Consider the following 451-nt stretch of genomic DNA (forward strand, 5'->3'; position numbering starts at 1 on the left):
CACCACCCAGCTGCGCGACGAGCTCGCGGCCTTCCCGCCGCAGCTGGTGTTCAGCTATTCCAATGTCGGCTATACGCTGCTCGGTCATCTGGTGCAGCGCGTGACCGCCGAGCCCTTCCCTGTGCACCTGCAGCGCACCTTGTTCGGGCCCTTAGGGATGGACGCCACGCGCATCGCCAGCCTGCCCGCGCAGGCGGAGGCGCTGGCCGTGGGTCACCGCGGCGGCCGCGCGCTCGCACCGCTGCCCATTCGGGACCTGCCGGCCCAGGGGCTGCAAACCTCGGCGCGTGACCTCGGCCGCTTCCTGGTCGCCCTGCTCTGCGGCGGCGAGCTGCACGGGCGGCAAGTGCTGGCGCCCGGCGTGCTCGAGGCCATGTTCATGCCGCAGAACCAGGACGTGCCCCTGGACCTGGACGTGACTACCGGACTCGGTTGGCTCCTGGAAGACACG

At 71.0% G+C, this 451-nt stretch carries 1 protein-coding gene; it reads left to right on the plus strand.

All coding sequences use genetic code 11. From position 1 onward, the window contains the following. The coding region (locus tag CKO25_RS20880) for a serine hydrolase domain-containing protein (protein ID WP_200389854.1) at positions 1 to 451 on the plus strand (451 nt) is incomplete at both ends.

Origin of the sequence: Thiocapsa imhoffii (assembly GCF_016583985.1) — a bacterium.
Taxonomy (GTDB): domain Bacteria; phylum Pseudomonadota; class Gammaproteobacteria; order Chromatiales; family Chromatiaceae; genus Thiocapsa; species Thiocapsa imhoffii.